The sequence below is a fragment of the Actinomyces sp. oral taxon 897 genome, assembly GCF_002999235.1.
Classification (GTDB): domain Bacteria; phylum Actinomycetota; class Actinomycetes; order Actinomycetales; family Actinomycetaceae; genus Actinomyces.
The window spans coordinates 73,200-88,840 of the sequence record NZ_CP027236.1 but is presented as its reverse complement, the minus strand read 5'-3'; the positions used below and the strand labels follow the sequence as shown (position 1 = coordinate 88,840).

The window sequence follows — 15,641 nt, the reverse complement described above, 5'->3', positions numbered from 1 at the left end:
GGACAGGCGGCACAACCTCGGCTACGCGCCCTCGGCAGGCCCCCGTCCCCGGCTGGCGGGGACCAGGCTCGTACGCGGCGGCGCCTCGACCTTCTGGAGCTCCTCGTTCGCCTCGACCACGAGAGGATCCTCCTTGACCTCACTGTCAGGAATGTGCATGACGCTAGCAAGGATGTCAGCAATGCGCGTCGCGGCCTCACGGTCGCTGCTGCTGAATGACAGGCGGAGGTCGTTGCCGCGGTTCCCGGTGACGACTTCAAGCTCCAGGGTGTCTCCCTCCTCCGTGAGACGCATGTAGCGTACGTCAGCGAGAGGGACCTCGTGGTCGAGGGACCCCTTGACCACCAGTTTGTTCCGAGACCCCCAGAAAAGAACACGCTTCGACGTGACCACGACAATACCGGACCTGTCGGTCGCGTCCGCCACCCACTGCACCACCCCTGACGCTACGCCCAGAGGGCTATCTGCGGACACCTTCCTGACCGGCGACATGACCCACAGCTTCTCGTCCCGCTCAAGGATCCACCGCAGCACCCTGCGCTCGTGGCTCCTGTCCTTCTCCTCCCCCGACACGACCTGGGCGCCAGGGAGGTCCGGGAACCTCGCCCCACCTATATCACCCATTGTCCTCTCGATGCTGCTCAGCAGATTCTCTAGCACGATATCAGCGTCATTTTTGCTGCCGTGCTTAGGGTGGCTCTTGTCCGGAAGCTCGGTCATTAGGCCGACACGACGCCCCAGCCCGTAAAGAACGTCCTGAATATCTGCCGCCGCCCTGCCGTTCTCGTCCTCTGCGTTCCCTAGCCTCGTCTCAAGCCTCCTGACGTGCTCGTCCGTCTTGCCCTCCTGTGCCACGTGAGCGCAGCACAGCATGTCGGCCCTGTACTTCGCCTCCTGCACCGCCACCAAGAGACAGATGTCCTTGTAGATCTCGTCCTGCCGCTCGAGCACGTACCTTCTGCCCGACTGCAGGTCCTCCGTCCTGGCGTAATGCTTCGAGACGGCGTCGAGGCATGCGTCCCGCTCGGACCTGAGGTGCCGCAGCATGTCGTCGAGCTTTTTGTACATCTTACTGTCCACGGAGCGGAACGAGTAAGCCTCGGTGACGGTATTACGAACCTCGACACACATGCTGCGGCACTCCCGCAGCCGCTCCTGACGCAGGTTCTCCTCTAGCTCCTCAATGACGGCAATGCTCTTGTCCACCCGCTTTGAGATCGACATGAGCTGAAACCCCATGGCGCACAGCGCCAGCGCAGGGGTGACGGATGACAGCGTCAGTGCGGCCTGCGCGCCTGTCGCGGGCAGCCAGCGCACCTGTGCGGCTATCCTCCCCCCGGTGGTAAGCGACCCGAGGTTCCAGCCGCCTGACGTCAGGGGCGTCATGCCGCCCTCGAGGGCGGCCACGGTCTCCGGCGCGAGCCTCACCAGCCCCTGGACGCTGAGCGCGGCCCTCGTCCCCTGGGCGATAGCATTCGCACCACCTGAGGCGAGTGACATTACGTTCAACAGCTCAGACCATTTATCCCGCTCCCGCTCCTCCAGGAGGTGAATACCGCAGTCAGCGAAGTCCTCCGCCGGTCGGTCACCCAGAAGGAGCGCGATACCGGGCTCCACCAGCACCAGCGCTGGCAGCACGTCCTCGTTCGCTGGCGCCCGCCTGGTGGCGTCCTCGTCCTTGTCCTCTGGCACCGGGACCTCCTCATAAACACGCCGCCAGCCCGCACCAGGCGATGGTACACCCCGACACCTCCGGCTCCCCCTCAGGCCAGCCCGCAGGCCCATGGGCCTGCCAGGTGACGGCCTGCGAGGGGTTGCCGGGCGTCGTCGGCCTGGAGCCGGAGGGGGCCGCATGACGGGCCAGGCCCACGAGGGGGTGAGCCTGGCGTGCGCGGGGCGCGGGTACCTGGACGACGCCTTACCGTCGGACGACGTGCGACGGGCCAGGCCCGCGGGTGCGGGCACGCACTCAGGCCCCGGCGCGCTCCTGCTGCCTGCGCCAGCGGATGCCGGCGTCAATAAAGCCGTCAATGTCGCCGTCGAACACCGAGTCGGGGTTGCCCACTTCGTAGCCGGTGCGCAGGTCCTTGACCATCTGGTAGGGGTTGAGCACGTAGGAGCGCATCTGGTCGCCCCAGGAGGCCTTGACGTCCCCGGCCAGCTCCTTCTTCTTGGCGTCCTCCTCCTGCTGCTTGAGCAGCAGCAGGCGCGACTGGAGCACGCGCATGGCGGCGGCTCGGTTCTGGATCTGGGACTTCTCGTCCTGCATGGAGACCACCAGGCCGGTGGGGATGTGGGTGATACGCACGGCGGAGTCGGTGGTGTTGACGCTCTGCCCCCCCGGGCCCGAGGACCGGAAGACGTCCACGCGGATGTCCGACTCGGGGACGTCAATGTGGTCGGTGGACTCAATGAGCGGGATGACCTCCACGGCCGCGAAGGAGGTCTGGCGGCGACCCTGGTTGTCAAAGGGGCTGATGCGCACCAGGCGGTGGGTGCCACCCTCCACGCTCAGCGTACCGTAGGCGTAGGGGGCGTGGACCTCGAAGGTCACGGACTTCAGGCCCGCCTCCTCGGCGTAGGAGGTGTTGAGGACCTTGACGGGGTGGCCGTGGCGCTCGGCCCACCGCAGGTACATGCGCAGGAGCATCTCGGCGAAGTCCGCGGCGTCCACACCCCCGGCGCCGGAGCGGATGGTGACGACGGCGTCGCGCGGGTCGTACTCCCCGCTCAGCAGGGTGCGGATCTCCAGCTCGGAGACGTCCTTGGAGACGGCGGCCAGGTCGGTCTCGGCCTCGGCCAGGATGGCGGCGGCCTCCTCGCCCTCCTCCATCGCGGCCAGCTCCAGCATGGTCTCCAGGTCGTCAATGCGTGAGCCCAGGGTCTCCACGCGACTCAGCTCGGCCTGGGTGTGGGACAGGGCGGAGGTGACCACCTGGGCCGCCTCCGGGTCGTCCCAGAGGTTGGGGGCAGCGGCCTGCTCGGAGAGCTCGGCAATGCGTGCGCGCAGGACCTGCGGATCGCTTACGGCGGCAATGGAGGCGTAGGTGTGTCGGAGTCGCTCGATCTCAGCAGGAAAGTCAGTGGCCACGGGCGGCAGTCTACGGCAGGGTGGGCCCGTCCCACGGATCCGCGTGGTTGCGCGGCTCCCGAGGGTACGGGGCGGCCCGTGTCCCCTTGCTACCGCGCCCGCCCCACCCCGGGTCCCGAGGGTACGGGACGGCCCCCTTCCCCTGTGTGCCGGCCTCGCTGCCCGCGCCCGGGTACCTGGGGTGCCCCTGAGGCGGGCGGACGGCGCGGGAGCCTCGCTCGCGCCCGGGTCGGCTCCTCAGCCCAGGTCGAGGCTGGAGGCGACCGCCAGCAGCTCGGTCAGGACCGCGCGCGTGGCCGGGCTGGGCTCACTACGGCTGGAGCGGTGGCGCACGACGAGCTGGCGGGTGCCCAGGCCGGGCAGCCGGACGACGCCGACGCCGTCGGGCACGTGGCCCCCGCGCACGGCGAGCTCGGGCAGCAGGGCGTACCCCAGGCCCTGGGCCACCATGGCCAGGACGACGTCGTAGTCGTAGCCCACGTGCCGCAGGGTCAGGGGGGTGCCGAGCTGGCGTGAGAGACGCAGGAGGGCGAAGGCGCCGGCGGTGTCCGGCTCCAGGTCGATCCAGGAGGCCCGGACCAGCTCGGCCAGGCTGGTGGGGGCGCTCTGCCCGGGCGGGACCACCACGATCCAGGACTCGTCCAGCAGGGGCACGTCTGTGGTGCCCCGCGCGGCGGCGGCGGGCGTGCGCTCGTCGCGCTCCAGCAGGACGAGGTCGAGCTCACCGCGACGCAGCCGGGTCAGGGCGGAACGCTCCTCGACCTCCTCGACCACCATCTCCAGGCCCGGGTGGTCGTCCTGGAGGCAGGCCATGAGGGGCAGCAGGAGGGCGCGCACGGCGGTGGCGAAGGAGCCCACCCGCACCAGCCCGGTGGGGGTGGAACCGTCCAGGGCGACCAGCTCCCGGGTGGCGGCGGCGAGCTCGTCCTCAATGCGCTCAGCGGCCGCGGTCAGCACCCTGCCCGCCGGGGTCAGGACCGCCCCGGTGGGGGTACGGTCCAGCAGCCGGGTCCCGCTCTCCCGCTCCAGGGCCCTGACCTGCTGGGACACGGCGGAGGGGCTAATGTGCAGCAGGTCCGCGGCGGCCACCACGCCCCCTGAGCGCTGCACCGCCAGCAGGACGGCCATGCGGTGGGGCGAGAGGTTCATGAAGGAAAACTACATCCCCTATTGAGCAAGATACAATTGCTCTTCACTCCACCGGGCCCCACACTGGATCCCGTGAACGGCATCCTGACCTCCCTGGTCGCCATTGGCGGCTGGATCGGCGCGACCGAGCTCCTGGTGGCCTACTTCCTGGTCTCCAAGGGCACGTTGGCCGGCGACTCGCTGCGCTACCAGTTCCTCAACCTCACCGGATCGGTCCTGCTGATCATCAACTGCGCCGCCACCGGCGCCTGGCCCAGCGTCATTGCCAACGCCTTCTACGTGGCGGTGGGGGTCAACATCCTCCTGACCGTCAAACGGCGCTACATCGCCGAGGTGGCCCGACGCCGCGGCACCGCCCTGCGCCAGCGGGTCCTGCCCCACCACCTGGCGCGCAAGGAGCTCACCGAGGCCGCCTAGCCCCGGCCCCTCCCCTCGCGGTGGGCCGACGGTACCGTTCTCACGAGCAATAAGTACCGTTCTCACGAAGAACAAGTACCGTTCTCGCGACGGAGGCAGTGCCGCCAGGCGCCCCGGCTCACGGCCGGCTGGTGACGGCGGCCGAGCCGGTGGCCGTGAGGGTGAAGCCCCCGAGGGCAGGATCCCCCAGGGCAGGAAGGGCGGCTGGGAGCGGGCCGTCAGGGTGACGACGGCGGTACCCGCGTCCTGGGCGTAGGCCTGGCTAATACGCACGTCGCTCAGGCCGCCGGCACGACCGTCCTGCGCCCGGAGCTGGGAGCCCAGGTCCTCCTGGGCCGTCTCGATAACGACCTGGTCGGTCAGGGCCCCGGGGGCACCCGGGCTGACCCCGCTGCCGTAGTAGGAGGAGTAGTCCACCGAGTCGGCGGCCGCCGCGGCGGCGGAGTCCGCCAACGAGGTCAGGTGCTTGAGATCCAGGTAGACCGAGGTGGCGGTCGCCACCACCAGCAGGAGGGCCGCCACCAGGGCGACCGTCCCGACCCCCAGGAGGAGGACCTGTCCCTCCTCGCCCGCCAGGCGCTGCGCGGGCCCGACAGGAGCCACCCGCCCGCCCCGCCGTCGCCACCGCACCGCCCCCAGGCGCCGGAGGCCGGCCCACCAGGTGTCCACCACCCGGCGACGGCGCACAGCCTCCGGCACCGGGCGTACGCCCGGCCCCCTGACCGGCTCCACCCGGACGGCACGTTCCACCTCCCGGTGCGCCGGGGCCCCCTGCACGCCCCGGCGCTCATCGGCACGGGCCGGGCTCGCCTCCCGGTGCGCCGGGGCCCCCGCCCGGCCGCGCGCCGGGGGCCTCACGAGCCGCCCCCGTACTGGGCCAGGTCGACGCTGCGGGTGGTGTCCACCCGTACGGCCTGCCGCCCGATCCCGGACAGCAGGGGCAGGTCGACCCCCACCTCGACCCGTACCACGACGCCGTGTGCGCACCCCGCCGGGGCGCACTGGACCGTCAGTGCCTCCTGGGCGGGCACGTGCTGGTCGGCCAGGGCCAGCGCGACGGCGAACCGGGCGCGCTCCTGGGCCTGGGGGCTGGCGTCGACCTCCAGGATCCGGCTGGCGGCGTCGGCGGCCTGGGCCACGGCGAAGGAGGCCGCCTGGATCTGGGCCAGGGCCACGACCAGGTAGACCACGGGGACCACCAGCAGGAGCGCCCAGCCGATGAACTCCACCGGGGCACTGCCCTCCTCGCGCAGGGCCCTGCGCGACCTGCCGGGCAGGAGGGCGTGGGGCCCCTCAGGTGCAGGCCGCAGGCCACCTGCTGGCCGCGGACCACCTGCCTGACCGGGGCGCCTCATGGTGCGGGGGCCTTGCCCGTCAGGGCCGCCTCGTCCACGGCGTGACCGGTCACCGTCAGCGTGCCCCGGGGTCCCAGCAGTCCCAGGACCGGCAGGGGCGCCCCCACCTCGACCTCGACCACGGCCACGCCCTGGACCTGGGTACGGGTCACCGACACCGAGTCGACGTAGTCGTCGGCCAGGGCGGCGCCGACCAGCGCCCGTACCCGCGCCTCGGCCTCCGCGCTGGTGCCACCCACCAGGGCGGCGCGACGGGCCCCCTCCCCGGCGGCGTCGGTCAGCACGTTGCGCACGTGGAGGCCCAGCACCAGCTGGAGCAGGGCCACCGAGACGACCACCACCAGGACCCCCACCAGGACGAAGTCCACGACGGCGGAGCCGGACTCCTCCCCCAGCCGGCCCCGCACCCGGCCCGGGCTACCCGGCGGGCGACGTGGCAGGTGCCGGGCCGCCCGCCGTCGACCGGACGGGTGCCGACCGGACGGGTGCCGAGCGGGGAGGCGCAGGCGCCGCGCATGCACCGGCACGCCCTCCCCACCGCCTACCACGAGCCGGGGGCCGCCCACGTGGCCCCGCCCCGCAGGCGGCCGCCAGCCCTCAGATAGCACCGGTGACCTTGGAGATCGCGGTCTGGAAGACCTGGGTGAGGGCCGGGCCGGCCACCGCCCACAGGGTGACCACGAGGCCCGCGGTCATGAGGGTGACGAGCACCCAGCCGGGGACGTCGCCGCGCTCCTGACGCAGGTCGGCGGCAAGGGCGCGCAAACGGGCAGTGATAGTGGTCATGGCATCTCCTTAGTCATAGCTGAGCACGGTCAGACTCCGAGCCTGAGGACGAACAGGCCCGGGAAGAGGGCGAACAGGACGGTGACGGGCAGGACCAGGAAGACCACGGGCACCATCTGGGCGATCTCCCGCTTCCCGCCCTCCTCCATGAGGGCGCGCCGGGAGGCCTCACGGGCGTCCGCCGCCTGGGCGCGCAGGACCTCCGCGAGCGGGGTGCCACGCTCCAGGGCCACCGCGATCGCCTCGGACAGGCGGGTGACGTGCAGGGAGGCGACCCGGTCCTCCAGGTGGACCAGGGCGGTGGTCAGCACCGTGCCGCTGCGCACGTCGGCCAGGGTCAGGGCCAGCTCGTCGACGAGGTCCCCCCGGCCCAGGGCCACCACCCGCTCGATCGCGGCCACCGGCCCCTGCCCCGCGCCGACCACCAGGGCCAGGAGCTCGACGACGTCGGGCAGCTGGGCCTCGATCCGGCTGCGACGCCGCTCCACCGTCCGGCTCAGCCACCAGTCCCTGGCGGCCGCACCCCCCAGCGCCGCCAGGAGGCAGGCCAGGACCAGGGCGGGGAAGGACACCCCGTGCACCAGGGACAGGGCCAGGCCCGCCGCCGCGGTCAGGCCCAGGGCCGCCGCCGCGGTCAGGACCTGCTGGAGGCGGAACTCGTCGTAGCCCAGGGACGACCCCGTACGTGCCAGACGCCGTCGGACCGAGGCCGACGAGGAGCCAATGGCCTCCAGCAGGTGGCCCCCGCCCAGGAGCAGCGACAGGAGGCGGGAGGAGACGGTGTGCCCCTCCGCCACCGGGGCGGCCGTCAGGAGCGTGGAGGTGACCTGACGCTGGTGGACGTAGGGGGCCACCCGCTCGACCAGGCCGGGGCGACGCCCCCGGTAGACCGAGACCAGGAGGAGGACCCCCAGGACCGCGGACAGGGCCGCGAGCGCGCCGGCGGTGACTGGGCTCATCTGAGAATCCTCTCCTCCTCGGGAAGCCGCCCCAGGCGCAGCATGAGGCGGTAGGCCACGACGCTGGCCAGAGCCCCGGCCCCCAGGACCGTGGCGCCGGCGGCGGTGGCGTAGGCCCTGGCCGCCTCGGGACGGGTGGACAGCAGGGCCAGGACCAGCCAGGGGGCGGCCACGGCCACCCGGGCGCCGTTGACGGTCCAGGACTGGCGGGCCTCCAGCTCCCCGCGGGTGCGCATGTCCTCACGCAGCATCCGGGCCAGGTTGCGCAGCAGGACCGTCAGGTCGGTGCCGCCGACCTCGTGGGCCAGGCGCAGCGCCTCCACAATGCGGTCGGCCACCGGGTCGGCGAAGCGCGCCTTGAGCCGGTCCAGGCAGGTGTCGAAGCGGGCGGTGGAGGCGTAGTCCACGGCGAAGGCGGTGAACTCCGAACGCACCGCCTCGGGGCCGCGCGCCCCCAGGTTGCCTAGCGCCTCGGGCAGGCTCATGCCCGCACGGACCCCGGAGACCAGGGTGTCCACGGTCTCGGGCCAGATCTCGCGCAGCCGGGTGCGGCGGGCGCGGGCCCGGGCGGAGACCAGGGCGTAGGGGGCGGCCAGGGCGATGACGCCGAAGGCCACCGCAATGGGCCAGGCCCGTGAGACCCCCAGGAAGACCAGGAGCACCACCAGTCCCAGGACGAGGCTGCCGACCACGAACACCGCCGGGCTGGTACGCCCCACCCCCGCCTGGACCAGGAGGTCGGACAGGCGCCGGGAGCGCTCCGAGCGCCACCGGGGCGGCTCGCTGGTGAAGGCCGTCCACACCAGGACCAGGCCGATGCCTCCCATGAGGCCGGACAGGGCGCCCACTAGAACCACTCCCGGGCCAGCGGTGCCGGGCGGGGTGCGAGCGGCGCCAGCAGGGTGGGCAGGTCGTAGCCGGCGCGGGCAAAGCGCCGGGGGTCGTGGGGGGCGCCGGGGCCGCGCACCAGGCGGTCACGCTCGTCACGGTGGAAGACGTCGGTTATCTCCACCACGCCGTTCTCCACGCGCCCGGACAGGGCGGCCACCTCCCGCACGGTGCGGTGCCCGGAGACGTCCAGGTCGAGGTGGACCACCAGGTCGATGGCGCTGGCCACGGTGGGGACCACGAAGCGCGGGGAGATGTTCTCCCCGGCCAGCAGCGGCAGGGTGCAGATCTTGGTGACGGCCTCCCGGGCGGAGTTGGCGTGGAGGGTGGACATGGCCGGCAGGCCGGAGTTCATGGCGATGAGCAGGTCCAGGGCCTCGGCCTCCCGCACCTCCCCGATGAGGAGGCGGTCGGGACGCATGCGCAGGGCCTCCTTGACCAGGCGCCGCAGGGTGATCTCCCCGGCCCCCTCCAGGTTGGCCGAGCGGGTCTGCATGGCCACGCAGTCACGGTTGCGCAGGGCCAGCTCGAAGACCTCCTCGCAGGTGATGACGCGCTGCCCGGCGGGGATGGCCCCGGCCAGGGCCCGCACCAGGGTGGTCTTGCCGGCCTGGGTGGCCCCCGAGACCAGGATGTTCAGGCCCGAGGCGACGGCGGCGTCGAGGAAGGCGGCGGCCTGGGCGGTCAGGGAGCCCAGGGACACCAGGTCGCTGGTGCGGGTGGCCCGGGCGGTGTGCTTACGGATGTTGACCGCCCAGGTCCCGGCGGTAATGGGCGGGATGACCACGTGGAGTCTCTCCCCGCCGGGGAGCTGGGCGTCCACGAAGGGGCTGGCCAGGTCCAGGCGGCGCCCGGTGGAGCGCAGCATGCGCTCCACCAGGACGCGCAGGTCCTCGTCCTCCAGGATGGTGGTGGTCAGCTCGGGGCGCCCGGAGCGGGCCACGAACACGCGGCTGGCGGAGTTCACCCAGATCTCCTCGACTGACTCGTCCTCCAGGTAGGGCTGGAGCGGTCCGAGCCCAGCCAGGGAGTCCAGGACGTAGGCGCTGGCGGCCTCGGGGTCGGTGAGCGGGGGGACGAGCCCGGCGTCGGCCCGGGAGAGGTAGTCGGCGCGGGCCTCGTCCACGAGGGCGCTCAGCACCTCGGGCTCGGTGAGCGGGTCGACGCCGCGGCGGCGGACCAGCTCCCGGATCTCTGTGTGCAGCACGGTGACCGCGTCCATGGGGCCTCGCTGGGTCTGAGAAGAGGGTGGGAACAGGGTGTGAGGTTGTTCAGGGTCCGGAGTCCGGACTGGGATGAGCAATACAGAGACCGCTCAACGGTGAGCAAGCGCACCTGAGCATCTTAGATCATGGGAGGCGCCGGACGCCAGCAGTTTGTCTCAGATTGTGGAGAAACGACGTCGAGCAGGGCCTGTCCGCGCGGCAGCTACGACGTCAGGCCGTCCTTCGCCTACGGTGGTGGTATGTCTTCCTCCACCCCTGACCAGCCCGACCCCAAGGCTGGGTCGAGCTCGCACCGGGCCACCATGCTGCGCCTGGCGGCTCTTGCCGCGGTCGCGGTGCCGGGGCTTGACCCCGCCAGGCTCGCCCTGCCTCAGGAGCACTCCAAGGACCTGGAGGTCACCGGCCTCATCGACACCCAGGGGCGCCACTGGGAGGTCCTGGAGACCAGCGACGACGTCACCGGTGCCGCCCTGGAGGCCGAGGCGGAGGTCCTGCGCCGCATGGGCCGGCAGGTCGACAACGGCCACCTCAGCTTCGACGTGGCCCGCCCCGGCGGGGTGCTGCGCGGCAGCACGACGTACGTGCAGGTCCGCTCCCACCTGGAGGGCCGCCCTATCTCCGTGGACGCACTCCACCCCGGCCCGGGGCTCTCGGCCGGGCTGGGGCGGGCGCTGGGCGAGCTCCACGAGCTGCCCACCACGGTCGTCTCCGAGGCCGGCCTGCCCGTCTACGACGCCGAGGACGTGCGCCGGCGCTGGCTGACCCTGGTGGAGGAGGCCCGGGGCACCGGACACGTCCCGCCCACGCTGCTGGTGCGCTGGGAGAACACCCTGAAGGACACGGCGCTGTGGCGCTTCCGCCCCGTGGTGGTCCACGGGGACCTGGCGGAGGAGAACGTGCTGACAGCCGGCGGCGCCGTGGTCGCCCTGCGGGGCCTGTCCCAGGCGCACGTGGGCGATCCGGCCGAGGACATGGCCTGGGTGTACTCCGCCGCGCCCGTGGACTGCCTGGACTCGATCGAGGACGCCTACGACGTGGCCCGCCGCGAGGGCTCGGACAAGCACCTGCGCCACCGCGCCGAGCTGGTCAGCGAGCTGAGCCTGGCGCGCTGGCTCATGCACGGGGTGCGCTCGGAGGACGACGACATTATCGACGACGCCATCGCCATGCTCCAGGACCTGGACGACCAGGTGGGCGCCGAGCCCCTGGTGGAGCACTCCTCCCCGCGCCTGGCCCCGGTACCCGGGGAGAAGGAGCACGCCGAGCCGGACCAGGTCACCGCCGAGGTCGCCATGGTCCAGGTGGAGGAGGGCAGGGAGGGCGGGAGGCGCCCGGCACGCGCCGTCGACCCGCCCGGGGCGGGGCGCCAGGACCAGGACAGGGGCCGCGGGTCCGGGCCCACGCTGCACCTGGTGCGGAGCGAGGACCTGACGGCAGGACGTACCGGGCACTAGGACTCACCGGGCACTGAGGCCCTCCGCCAGCTGCCCCGGGCACCCGAGGCGACCGGTCACCGTCAGACGCACGACCACAGGTGCGGAACAGCGAGGTTCCCCTCACCGACCGACTTCCTACGGGGCCGTCTTCGTGCCCGACGGTACGCAGCCCCACCCCTTCAGTACGCGGCCCCACCCCCACCCCGGTGCCAGCGCCCAGGAGCCGTCCCCTGGCACCGGCCGGATCCGGGGAGGCCTCCGGGCCCTCAGGCGGCCGGGAGGCGGTCCGCCCCGGCTCACCAACCGGATCCCCTGCTCCCTCAGGCGACGACGGGGAAGCAGACCTCGGTGCGCCAGGCGGACTGGTCGGAGGTGCGGGCCGGCCCCACGAGGTAGCGCTCGAAGCTGGGCCTGGTGCTCTTCAGCCCCCGCTCCCCCATGGCCTGGTGAAGCTCAGGGTCGGAGTAGTACCGGTAGCCCGTGAAGGGGTCGATGTAGGCGGGCCTGAGCAGGCCGACGGCGTCGTAGTGCCTCAGCCGCCTGGCGCTCAGGCGCGTCATCCGGGAGAACCGGCCGATGCTCCACCGCGGGGGCGGGGCGGGTGCCGGTGTGGTCATGGGCCCACCCTCCTACCTGCCACAGTGTCAGGGTCAAGGGCCGGGACGGGTCTACCCCGGTGCCCCGTTCTCACGACGAACAAGTACCGTTCTCGCGACGAACAAGTACCGTTCTCGCGGTGTCAGGGGCGGGTGGAGGGGGCCAGGAGACGGGTAATGGCCTCCAGGGGCAGCAGGTCGGCGGGGCTCAGCTCCTCGACCAGGCCGCCGGGGGCGCTGACGTAGACGTAGGCGGCACGCACCGCCCCGGTGGGCACCCCCTGGGAGGCGGCCCAGGCGTGGACGTAGACGCTGAGCTGGTCCACCGGCACCCGCAGACGCCCCGTCTTCCAGTCCACAATGAGCCAGGTGGAGTCCGCCCCCTCGAAGACGGCGTCCATGCGGCAGCGCAGGGTGGTGCCCCCACCGTCAGCTCACGGTCGACCTCGGTGTCGTAGAGGCGGTAGGGGGCCAGCAGGGGCAGGTGCTCGGCCACCTCCAGCCAGCGCTCGATCCTCCGGCGGTCGGCGGGCGGCACCGAGTCGGGGACCCCGGCCTCCTCCAGGCTCATGAGGGCCGCGTGGGCGCTCAGGCGCTGGGCGACGGCCTCGTGGAAGACCGTCCCCAGGCGCCCGGAGGCCCGCGGCCGGGCAGGCAGGGGGCGGCGCAGGTCCAGGGCGAAGCGCTCGGGGTCGGTGCGCAGGTCGTCCAGCCGGGTGGCCGCCAGGTGGGCGGGCAGGTGCAGCTCGGGCACGGCCCGACGGGCCTGCTCCCGCTCGGCCAGCAGCAGCTCGGCCTCCAGGTACCAGCGCCGGACCACCGGGTCGGCCGGGGCACAGCCGGCTATCGGGCTGGGTGGGGCGGGGAACGGCATGGGCGCGCCCTGAGCGGCGGGAGCGTGCGGAGCAGGCGAGCCCGGTCCCGGGGCCCTGGCCCCGTCGGCCCCGGCGCCCCCGTCTGCTCCCGCCGCCATGGCGGCGGCGACGGCGCGGGCGGCCTGACGCCGGGCCGCCTGGACGGAGCCGCGGCGGTCAGCGACGCCGTCGTCACTGAGACCACCGCCAAGTACCCCCCGCGCCTGGGGGCCCCCTGCCCTGCGCAGCGCCTCGACGGCGCGGCCGTCCACGCCGGGCAGGTGGTCCGGCGGGGCTCCCAGGGGCCAGGTGCCGCTGTGGTGCTGCGAGGCCAGGGGGTTGGGCCGGTCCGGGTCGTAGTCGACCCAGCCGCGCCCGTAGGGGCGCAGGAGGTCCCGACGGCGCAGCTCGTCGAGGAACCGGGAGGCGGGCCGCGGCCTGGTGGCGGACTTGGCCAGGTGCGAGCCGGTCAGGAGCAGCTCGTGGCGGGCGCGGGTGAGGGCCACGTAGGCCAGGCGCCTCTCCTCGCGCACGACCTGGCGTCCCAGGGCGGTGCGGTAGGCCAGGACCGTGTCCGTCACGAGCTCCTTACCGGCACCCGGGTCCAGCTCCCCCACGGTGAAGGGCGGCAGATCCTGGGCGTCGGCCCGCAGCGGGTAGGGGAAGACGGAGGTGCCGGCCATCCAGCCGGTCTCCACCACGTGGCGCCCGGGCTGGATCCTGGAGCGGTAGGAGGGGAAGACCTGCTCGTTGAGGCCCGGGACGGCCACCACGTCCCACTCCAGGCCCTTGGCGGCGTGGACGGTCAGGATCTGGACGGCCCCGGGGACGGGCTCGGTCTCGGGGGCGGCCAGGCCGTCCTCGCGCGCCTGCGCCAGGTCCAGCCACTCCAGGAACCCGCTCAGGGTGGGATCCTGGGCGTCGGCGACGTACCTGGCAGCGGTGTCCTGGAAGGCGTCCAGGGCACGGTGCCCCAGGGGGTTGCCCACCCGTGCGGCGATCTCCAGATCCAGGTCCAGGGCCTGCTCAGCCACCACCACGAGCTCGGGGACGGGCAGGGTCAGGCTCGCGCGGACCCGACGCAGGGCGCGGGCGGTGCGCAGGGCCACGCGACGCCCGGCCTCGCTCAGGCCCACGACCTGCCCGGGCTCACCGGCCTCCTCCCAGCGCAGCACGGTCTCCAGGGCCTCGACCAGGAGGGGGACGTCAGGCTGAGGGTCGGCGTCGGGCCCCTGGGAGCCGTCGGGCCCCTGGGACCCCTGGCTGCCGTCAGGCCCTTGGGGGCCGGTCTCCCCGGGGGCGCGGGTGACCTGTCCTCCTGGTAGGGCGTCGGTCGGCCCCACGGGGGTCTCCCCGGGGGCGCGGGTGACCTCCCGGGCCAGGGCGGCCAGGGCAGCCAGGTCGCTGGCCCCCAGATCCTGCTCGGTGAGCAGGCGCATGAGCCGGTCGCCCCGCTCGGGGTCGGCGGCCAGGACCAGGAGGGAGCGGACGTCCTCCACCTCGGGGACGCTGAGCATCCCCCCCAGGCCCACGACGACGTAGGGCAGGCCCTGGGCCTCCAGCTCGGCGGCCACGGGGGCCATCTGGGCGCGAGTGCGGGTCAGGACCGCCATACGGGCGCCGGGGCCCCAGCGCTCGGCCAGGAACCGGGCCACGTGCTGGGCCTCCTCGAGCGGGTCCTGGAGGAAGGCCGCGTGGACGGCGCCCTGGGCCAGCCCCAGGTGACGCGGGCGGGGCGTGAGCTCGGCCACGGCAATGTGCTCCCCGGGCGGGTCCCCGGGCAGGGTCCGGGGGTGGCGCAGCGGGGAGGAGACCACGTTGGCGGCCTCCAGGACGGCGGCGTCGTTGCGCCAGGAGGTGGACAGCTGGAGGACGGGGGCCGCCTGCGCCGCCTGCGCGCCGGTGGACACGGCGGCGCTCCCGGTGGGGTTGAAGCGCGCATGGAAGGTGTCCAGGGCGGCGGCGCTAGCCCCCCGCCACCCGTAGATGGCCTGGTGCGGGTCCCCCACGGCGGTGACCCCCGAGTCGGCGAAGAGCGCGGACAGCAGACGGATCTGGGCCACGGAGGTGTCCTGGAACTCGTCCAGGAGGACCGCCGGGTACTGGGCGCGGACCTGGGCGACGGCCTCCGGGACCTCCTGGGCGACCTGGCAGGCCAGGGCGATCTGGTCGCCGAAGTCGAGCAGGCCGTGGGAGCGCTTGTACTGCGTCAGGGCCCGCACCACGTCCAGCAGCTCGAGCCACTCCCGCATGGCGGCCGGGCCCCGGCCGATGAGGGTCTTGCAGCCCCTGACACCGGCCAGGTCCTCCAGGAGCCCAGCCAGGTCCTCCAGGCCCTCGGCGGCCTGGTCGGCGCTCAGGAGGTTCTGGCTCAGGGCGTCGGACAGCAGCAGGACCGCGGTGGTGTTGTGCTCCAGGCCCTCCTCGGGCAGGGGCGCGGTGCGCTCACGCAGGAGCGTCTCGACGATCTGCCAGCTGCGCGCCTGGGTGATGAGGGTGGTGTCGGGGTCGACGCCAATGAGTAGTCCGTGATCACGCACCAGGGTGCCGGCGAAGGAGTTGTAGGTGGCGATGGTGGGGGCGCCGTCGGCCACCTGCGGATCCACCAGGCCCGCACGGGCCAGGGCCTCCAGGCGGGAGGACACGCGCTCGTCCAGCTCGGCGGTGGCCTTGCGGGTGAAGGTCAGGCCCAGCACCTGGTCGGGACGGACCTGGCCGGTGGCCACCAGGTAGACGACCCGCTGCGCCATGGTGGCGGTCTTGCCCGAGCCGGCCCCGGCCACCACCAGCAGGGGCGCCAGCGGGTGGGCGATGACGGCGGCCTGCTCGGCGGTGGGGACGTGGACGCCCAGGGCCCGGGCCAGGTGGGTGGGGCTCAGGGGGC

At 73.2% G+C, this 15,641-nt stretch carries 13 protein-coding genes and 1 pseudogene; 2 read left to right on the top strand and 12 right to left on the bottom strand.

Annotated elements, in window-relative coordinates:
• Nucleotides 1-21: 21 nt before the first annotated feature.
• The 3 genes from C3V41_RS00365 to C3V41_RS00355 form a co-directional block, all read right to left on the bottom strand.
• Nucleotides 22-1,692, bottom strand: a complete 1,671-nt coding sequence (locus tag C3V41_RS00365) for a hypothetical protein (protein ID WP_106108620.1) — start codon at nucleotides 1,690-1,692, stop codon at nucleotides 22-24.
• Between the two features lie 277 nt (nucleotides 1,693-1,969).
• Entirely contained in the window at nucleotides 1,970-3,091 is a 1,122-nt protein-coding gene (gene prfB / locus C3V41_RS00360) for a peptide chain release factor 2 (RefSeq protein ID WP_106108619.1), read from the bottom strand.
• 237 nt (nucleotides 3,092-3,328) lie between these two features.
• The gene (locus C3V41_RS00355) at nucleotides 3,329-4,240 is read right to left on the bottom strand and encodes a LysR family transcriptional regulator (protein ID WP_106108618.1); all 912 of its coding nucleotides are present in this window, start codon (nucleotides 4,238-4,240) and stop codon (nucleotides 3,329-3,331) included.
• Between the two features lie 72 nt (nucleotides 4,241-4,312).
• On the opposite strand from C3V41_RS00355, the gene C3V41_RS00350 reads away from it, so the two are divergent.
• Nucleotides 4,313-4,657 (top strand): CBU_0592 family membrane protein, encoded by a 345-nt coding sequence (locus tag C3V41_RS00350; RefSeq protein WP_106108617.1) that lies wholly within the window; start codon nucleotides 4,313-4,315, stop codon nucleotides 4,655-4,657.
• Nucleotides 4,658-5,511: 854 nt separating this feature from the next.
• On the opposite strand, the gene C3V41_RS00340 is transcribed toward C3V41_RS00350, so the two are convergent.
• The 6 genes from C3V41_RS00340 to C3V41_RS00315 form a co-directional block, all read right to left on the bottom strand.
• Nucleotides 5,512-6,012, bottom strand: coding sequence for a peptidase T4 (locus C3V41_RS00340; RefSeq protein WP_254423623.1), 501 nt, complete (start codon nucleotides 6,010-6,012; stop codon nucleotides 5,512-5,514).
• On the bottom strand, nucleotides 6,009-6,419 hold the full coding sequence (locus tag C3V41_RS00335; protein WP_254423622.1) for a TadE/TadG family type IV pilus assembly protein: 411 nt from the start codon (nucleotides 6,417-6,419) through the stop codon (nucleotides 6,009-6,011). Before C3V41_RS00335 ends, C3V41_RS00340 begins: the two co-directional genes overlap by 4 nt.
• Nucleotides 6,420-6,609: 190 nt before the next feature.
• Nucleotides 6,610-6,798 carry a hypothetical protein gene (locus C3V41_RS00330; RefSeq protein WP_106108615.1) on the bottom strand — a complete coding sequence of 63 codons (189 nt, stop codon included), beginning with the start codon at nucleotides 6,796-6,798 and terminating at the stop codon, nucleotides 6,610-6,612.
• A gap of 29 nt (nucleotides 6,799-6,827) precedes the next feature.
• On the bottom strand, nucleotides 6,828-7,757 hold the full coding sequence (locus tag C3V41_RS00325; RefSeq protein WP_106108614.1) for a type II secretion system F family protein: 930 nt from the start codon (nucleotides 7,755-7,757) through the stop codon (nucleotides 6,828-6,830).
• Nucleotides 7,754-8,605, bottom strand: coding sequence for a type II secretion system F family protein (locus C3V41_RS00320; protein WP_106108613.1), 852 nt, complete (start codon nucleotides 8,603-8,605; stop codon nucleotides 7,754-7,756). Before C3V41_RS00320 ends, C3V41_RS00325 begins: the two co-directional genes overlap by 4 nt.
• Nucleotides 8,605-9,867, bottom strand: coding sequence for a CpaF family protein (locus tag C3V41_RS00315; protein ID WP_106108612.1), 1,263 nt, complete (start codon nucleotides 9,865-9,867; stop codon nucleotides 8,605-8,607). Before C3V41_RS00315 ends, C3V41_RS00320 begins: the two co-directional genes overlap by 1 nt.
• A gap of 243 nt (nucleotides 9,868-10,110) precedes the next feature.
• Between C3V41_RS00315 and C3V41_RS00310 the strand changes: the two genes are divergently transcribed.
• Entirely contained in the window at nucleotides 10,111-11,325 is a 1,215-nt protein-coding gene (locus C3V41_RS00310) for a phosphotransferase (RefSeq protein ID WP_254423621.1), read from the top strand.
• A gap of 302 nt (nucleotides 11,326-11,627) precedes the next feature.
• On the opposite strand, the gene C3V41_RS00305 is transcribed toward C3V41_RS00310, so the two are convergent.
• The 3 genes and pseudogenes from C3V41_RS00305 to C3V41_RS14340 form a co-directional block, all read right to left on the bottom strand.
• Nucleotides 11,628-11,924, bottom strand: a complete 297-nt coding sequence (locus tag C3V41_RS00305; protein ID WP_106108610.1) for a MerR family transcriptional regulator — start codon at nucleotides 11,922-11,924, stop codon at nucleotides 11,628-11,630.
• Between the two features lie 122 nt (nucleotides 11,925-12,046).
• Nucleotides 12,047-12,304, bottom strand: a complete 258-nt coding sequence (locus C3V41_RS14345) for a PD-(D/E)XK nuclease family protein (protein WP_368033272.1) — start codon at nucleotides 12,302-12,304, stop codon at nucleotides 12,047-12,049.
• Nucleotides 12,305-13,284: 980 nt separating this feature from the next.
• A pseudogene (locus tag C3V41_RS14340) lies at nucleotides 13,285-15,540 on the bottom strand (UvrD-helicase domain-containing protein); the annotation flags it as partial.
• Between the last annotated feature and the right edge of the window lie 101 nt (nucleotides 15,541-15,641).

Coding starts and splice junctions, on each gene's coding strand:
- C3V41_RS00305 (WP_106108610.1), bottom strand. CDS start 11,924: ATGACCACACCGGCACCCGCCCCGCCCCCGCGGTGGAGCATCGGCCGG.
- C3V41_RS00340 (WP_254423623.1), bottom strand. CDS start 6,012: ATGAGGCGCCCCGGTCAGGCAGGTGGTCCGCGGCCAGCAGGTGGCCTG.
- C3V41_RS00355 (WP_106108618.1), bottom strand. CDS start 4,240: ATGAACCTCTCGCCCCACCGCATGGCCGTCCTGCTGGCGGTGCAGCGC.
- C3V41_RS00325 (WP_106108614.1), bottom strand. CDS start 7,757: ATGAGCCCAGTCACCGCCGGCGCGCTCGCGGCCCTGTCCGCGGTCCTG.
- C3V41_RS00330 (WP_106108615.1), bottom strand. CDS start 6,798: ATGACCACTATCACTGCCCGTTTGCGCGCCCTTGCCGCCGACCTGCGT.
- C3V41_RS00310 (WP_254423621.1), top strand. CDS start 10,111: ATGTCTTCCTCCACCCCTGACCAGCCCGACCCCAAGGCTGGGTCGAGC.
- C3V41_RS14345 (WP_368033272.1), bottom strand. CDS start 12,304: ATGGACGCCGTCTTCGAGGGGGCGGACTCCACCTGGCTCATTGTGGAC.
- C3V41_RS00315 (WP_106108612.1), bottom strand. CDS start 9,867: ATGGACGCGGTCACCGTGCTGCACACAGAGATCCGGGAGCTGGTCCGC.